Here is a 4,777-nt window from a genome sequence, read left to right as displayed (position 1 = left end):
GGGCGGCAATGTCGCGATCGTCGTTGCTCTCACCCTGGTGCCGATGATCGTCGCAGTCGGTGCGAGCTTTGACTACATTCGTACCTACAATGTCCGGCAAAGGATGCAGAGCGACCTCGACACGGCCCTGATCGCCGCAGTCAAAGAGATCGATACCGACGACACCGACGCCCTCAAGGAAAAGGTTGCAGACTGGTTCCACGCGCAGGTGGAAAACAGCTATACGCTTGGCGACATCGACATCGATACATCGAACCATAAGATCACGGCGACGGCCAGCGGCACGGTTCCGACGACGCTGATGAAGATCGCCAACATCGACACCGTTGACGTCAGCGTGGCAAGCGCCGTCAAGGGGCCGGCCACCTCCTATCTTAACGTCTATATCGTCATCGACACATCGCCATCGATGCTTCTGGCGGCAACAACGGTCGGCCAGTCGGCCATGTATTCCGGCATTGGATGCCAGTTCGCCTGCCACACGGGTGATTCACACACTATCGGCAAGACGAAATACGCCAACAATTACGAATACAGCACAGCCAAGAACATAAAGCTGCGCGCCGATGTTGCCGGTGACGCCGTCAGAGACGTGCTCGACATGATCGACACGTCCGACAGCAATCATCAACGCATCAAGGTCGGATTATATAGCCTCGGCGATACCCTCACGGAAGTTCTGACCCCGACGCTGAGCACTGACACGGCGCGCAATCGCCTTGCGGACGCAAGTTACGGCCTCACCAGCGCGACCTCGAAGGCAGCCACCTATTTTGACGTGTCGCTTGCGACGCTCAAGCAGAAAGTCGGCACCGGAGGGGATGGAACATCCTCGGGCTCGCCGCTCAAGCTGGTTCTCCTGCTGACGGATGGCGTCCAGTCGCAGCGCGAATGGGTGACCGACAAGGTGACATGGAAAAACGGAAAGGCCACGTACGGAGCATACTGGAACAAGGTGGCGCCTCTCAATCCGGACTGGTGCGCCTACGTCAAAAACCAGTCCGCCACCATGGCGGTTCTTTACACCGAATACCTGCCGATCACCTCGGATTGGGGCTACAACGCTACAGTCGGCTCGACCATGGCAAGCGCCAGCTGGAAGAGCACCTACGGCGGCACTATGCCAAGCGGCGTGTCGACCAGCATCACGAGACGCGACTACATCCCCTATGCGCTCTCCGACTGCGCATCTTCCAAGAGCCTGTTTCTATCCGCGTCGTCGTCGACCGAGATTACCGCAGGCCTGTCGGCGCTTTTCACCCAATATCTCGCATCCGTCCGGCTGACCCAATGAGACGAGAAAAACGCTTCGCATCGCTGCGCCGTCTGCTTGGCGATCGCAAAGGGGTCGCTGCGATCGAATTTGCGATCCTGGCTCTGCCGCTCTTCATCATGATATTCGGCATTATCGAAGTGTCGCTGATGTTCTTCGTCAACTCGGCACTGGACGCTTCGGTGCACAAGATCTCCCGGATGATACGCACCGGCGAGGTTGCGTCCTCCAACATCACGCTGGCCGATTTCAAGGCCAGAATCTGCAACGACATGCTTCTCTCGTTCAGTTGCTCCAGCGATCTGCTGGTCAAGGTGATCGTGCTTTCCGACCTCTCTTCCGCCGCCAGCACCGACCCCATCGACGCCAGCGGCAATCTCACTGTCACCGAGACCTATGATATCGGCAAGGGCAGCGACTACATCCTGGTTCAGACGTTCCTGCCATGGAAAGCCGTCGTCAATTTCTTCAGCCTGTCGAGCGCCCAGCTTTCGGACGGCCGCTACCTGCTCGGATCTTCCGTTCTGTTCCGCAACGAGCCTTTCTGACATGATCATGAAACGGAGCCTGTCCTTCTTCCGCTTCGCCCGATCCCGCGCCCGCCATCTCCTGCGCGACCGGTCGGCCGCTTCGGGCGTGGAATTCGCGCTGGTGTTGCCGATCCTGGTGATGCTCCTGTTCGGCACCGTCGATCTCGGCCATGCACTCACAGTCAGCCGGAAGATAGATGAGATCGCCTCTTCCACCGGCGACATGATTTCGCAGCAGGGTTCCTGGACGAAGTCCGATGTCGCCAAGCTTCTCTCCGGCGCCAGCTTCATCCTGCAGCCCTATGAGACGACAGGGCTGACGATCATCGTCGCGGTGGACGATATCACCAAGAGCGGCAACGCGACGGTCAACTGGTCTGCAGCACTCAACACCTCGGCCCTTAACTCCGGCGCGGCGAGCGCAATCGAGGTCCCTTCGCAGATCCAGGATGATGGCGTGCAGGTCGTGCTGACCAGGGTGCAGTACACATTGACGACGCCGGTCTCGGCGTTCTTTTCAAACTTCACGGGGCAGAATGGCTACAGCTTCGATCGCCATTACTTCAATCGCCCGAGGGTCGGCGACAAGATCACTTACAATTGAGCTCCAGGGTTTGTCGAAATGGGCCGGAGGCCCGCGCAGCTGCGATTATCACTGTAACCTCTACGGATCGACCGTTTCCATCGGTCCGGCATGCAGCCACCTAGCTCGACCGACCCTTTCCAACCACGGCTTCCGCGACTTTGTGGAGAACGGCAATCGTCCGACCGCCGCTCATACCCGGCTTTGGGGCAGACGGCATTGACCCGGAGCCTGTCGGGTGCATAGTCGCTGGCGAGGTTCTGGAGAAGGCGGCAACCCCGCCTGTCATTTTGTAGGCTATGTGGTCCGGCGCAAGGATGTCGCGCTAGGCCGCCCGCTGCGGGCTGCGGAGTAATCATATGAAAATCGACAGTATCGGATTCGTCGGAACCGGCGCGATCACCGAAGCGATGGTTCGCGGGCTTCTCAGTGAGCCGGCCTATGCCTCCGAGATCCACGTGTCTCCACGAAGCGCTCACATCGCCGCGACGCTAGCAGCCGAATTCGCCGCCGTCAGAATTGCCAAGGACAATCAGGACGTCGTCGAGCGCAGCGACATTGTGTTCCTGGCGATACGGCCGCAAGTCGCCGAGGAGGTCGTGCGCACGCTGTCGTTCAAGGATGGCCAAATGGTCGTCAGCCTCGTTGCGGCGACGGAGCGACAGGCCCTCTCCAAATGGATCGGCGCCGACGTGCATCTCGTGCAGGCGATTCCCTTGCCCTTCGTCGCCAGCCGGCAAGGCGTCACTGCCATCTATCCGCCCGATACCGCCGTCGCAGCGCTTTTCGATGCGCTCGGAACGGCTGTCCAATGCCAGTCGAGGAAGGAATATGATCTTCTCGCGGCAGCGAGCGCAATGATGTCGACCTATTTCGGCATCATGGAGCAGGTTGCCGTCTGGCTGGAAAGAAGCGGCCTCGAAAAGGCCAAGGGACAGGCCTACCTTGCCCCGCTCTTTGCAAGCCTTGCGCAGAAAGCAACCAGCCCCGGCAACGAACCGTTCAGCGCGCTGAGCCGCGAATTCGCGACCAAGGGCGGACTGAACGAGCAGGTTCTTTCAGACTTCGAGAAGAAGGGCGGCCTTGCCGCGCTGACCGCTGCACTCGACGGCGTGCTTGCCCGCATCGAGGGCAGGAACTAGAACGTCGGCGGCGTGCAGGCGCTGATGACCTCGCAGGGCACCGGTCCGACGCAGCGGAAGCGGTGCGGGCGCCTGCTTTCGAAATAATAGGCGTCACCCGCTCCAAGGATCCGCCGCTCGTCATCGACCGTCACCTCGAGCCTTCCCGAGAGCACGATCCCGCCCTCTTCCCCCTCGTGAACAAGGGGAACCTTTCCGGTATCCGCGCCCGGCTGGTAGCATTCCTTGAGGATTTGTAGGCTGCGCCCGAACAGGTTTTCCCCAACCTGCCTGTAGGAGATGGCGCCCTTGCCGATCTCCACCAGCTCCTCGGCCGCATAGAAGGCCTTCCTTGGACGCTCGGGCTCGAAGGCGAAGAACTCCGCCAGACCGATGGGAATGCCGTCCAGGATTCGCTTCAAGGCCCCGACCGACGGGTTGGAGGCGTTCGATTCGATCAGCGAGATCGTCGAATTGGGCACGCCGGTGCGCTTGGCGAGCTCACGCTGGGAAAGCTTATGGGCAACGCGGAGATGGCGAAGACGGCTGCCAATGTCGACTGACATGATACGGTTCGTTTATGTTGTCCAGAATATCCAAAATTATACCTTTCCATTTGTGGAATTTCAACAACTTGCACCGACAAAGAAAAGGACTTGTTTGAAAGGGAGAAATTGTCATTCTCGGCGCTATCCCAAAGGAGGCCAGGATGGACCAGCTCAGCAAAACGAACGCGCCCGTACTCGAAAATTTCTGGATGCCGTTCACCGCGAACCGGCAATTCAAGGCCACGCCGCGCCTTCTGGCTGCCGCGGAGGGCATGTATTACACCGACGTCGATGGAAATCGAGTGCTTGACGGCACTGCCGGGCTCTGGTGCTGCAATGCCGGCCACGGCCGCAAGAAGATCGCCCACGCAGTCGAGCGACAGCTTGCAACGCTCGACTATGCGCCGACCTTTCAGATGGGGCATCCGATCGCCTTCGACTTCGCCTCGAAACTGGCTGCTATCGCGCCGGGCGGTCCGCAAGCCAAGCTCGACAGGATCTTCTTCACCGGCTCGGGCTCGGAATCGGTCGATACGGCGCTGAAGATCGCCATCGCCTATCAGCGGGCGATCGGCCAAGGCACCCGCACGCGGATCATCGGACGCGAGAAGGGATATCATGGCGTCGGGTTCGGCGGCATTTCCGTCGGCGGTCTCGTCAACAACAGGCGGGTCTTCCCGCAAATACCGGCCGACCACATGCGCCACACGCTCGACGTCGAG

Annotated in this window: 6 protein-coding genes; 5 read left to right on the top strand and 1 reads right to left on the bottom strand. The window is 59.9% G+C overall.

The genetic code is table 11. The features are described from left to right. The 4 genes from FY112_RS01485 to FY112_RS01470 form a co-directional block, all read left to right on the top strand. Nucleotides 1-1,294 (top strand): TadE/TadG family type IV pilus assembly protein (locus tag FY112_RS01485; protein ID WP_151517468.1); only part of this gene is annotated, 1,294 nt, incomplete at its 5' end. Next, nucleotides 1,291-1,821: a TadE/TadG family type IV pilus assembly protein gene (locus FY112_RS01480; protein WP_151517467.1), complete on the top strand. Its 531-nt coding sequence runs from the start codon at nucleotides 1,291-1,293 to the stop codon at nucleotides 1,819-1,821. The genes FY112_RS01485 and FY112_RS01480, both read left to right, overlap by 4 nt. Nucleotide 1,822: 1 nt before the next feature. Further along, nucleotides 1,823-2,407 (top strand): TadE/TadG family type IV pilus assembly protein, encoded by a 585-nt coding sequence (locus FY112_RS01475; RefSeq protein ID WP_131718356.1) that lies wholly within the window; start codon nucleotides 1,823-1,825, stop codon nucleotides 2,405-2,407. A gap of 338 nt (nucleotides 2,408-2,745) precedes the next feature. After that, the gene (locus FY112_RS01470; RefSeq protein WP_151517466.1) at nucleotides 2,746-3,528 is read left to right on the top strand and encodes a pyrroline-5-carboxylate reductase; all 783 of its coding nucleotides are present in this window, start codon (nucleotides 2,746-2,748) and stop codon (nucleotides 3,526-3,528) included. On the opposite strand, the gene FY112_RS01465 is transcribed toward FY112_RS01470, so the two are convergent. Further along, the gene (locus FY112_RS01465; RefSeq protein ID WP_151517465.1) at nucleotides 3,525-4,073 is read right to left on the bottom strand and encodes a cupin domain-containing protein; all 549 of its coding nucleotides are present in this window, start codon (nucleotides 4,071-4,073) and stop codon (nucleotides 3,525-3,527) included. The genes FY112_RS01470 and FY112_RS01465 overlap by 4 nt on opposite strands. Before the next feature lie 143 nt (nucleotides 4,074-4,216). Here FY112_RS01465 and FY112_RS01460 point away from each other — a divergent pair. Continuing rightward, a partial coding sequence (locus FY112_RS01460; RefSeq protein ID WP_151517464.1) for an aminotransferase class III-fold pyridoxal phosphate-dependent enzyme occupies nucleotides 4,217-4,777 on the top strand: 561 nt, incomplete at its 3' end.

Source organism: Rhizobium sp. PEPV16 (assembly GCF_008919455.1).
GTDB classification, from domain to species: domain Bacteria; phylum Pseudomonadota; class Alphaproteobacteria; order Rhizobiales; family Rhizobiaceae; genus Rhizobium; species Rhizobium leguminosarum_Q.
The sequence above is the reverse complement of the archived record's forward strand: the minus strand, read 5'-3'. Positions and strand labels throughout refer to the sequence as shown.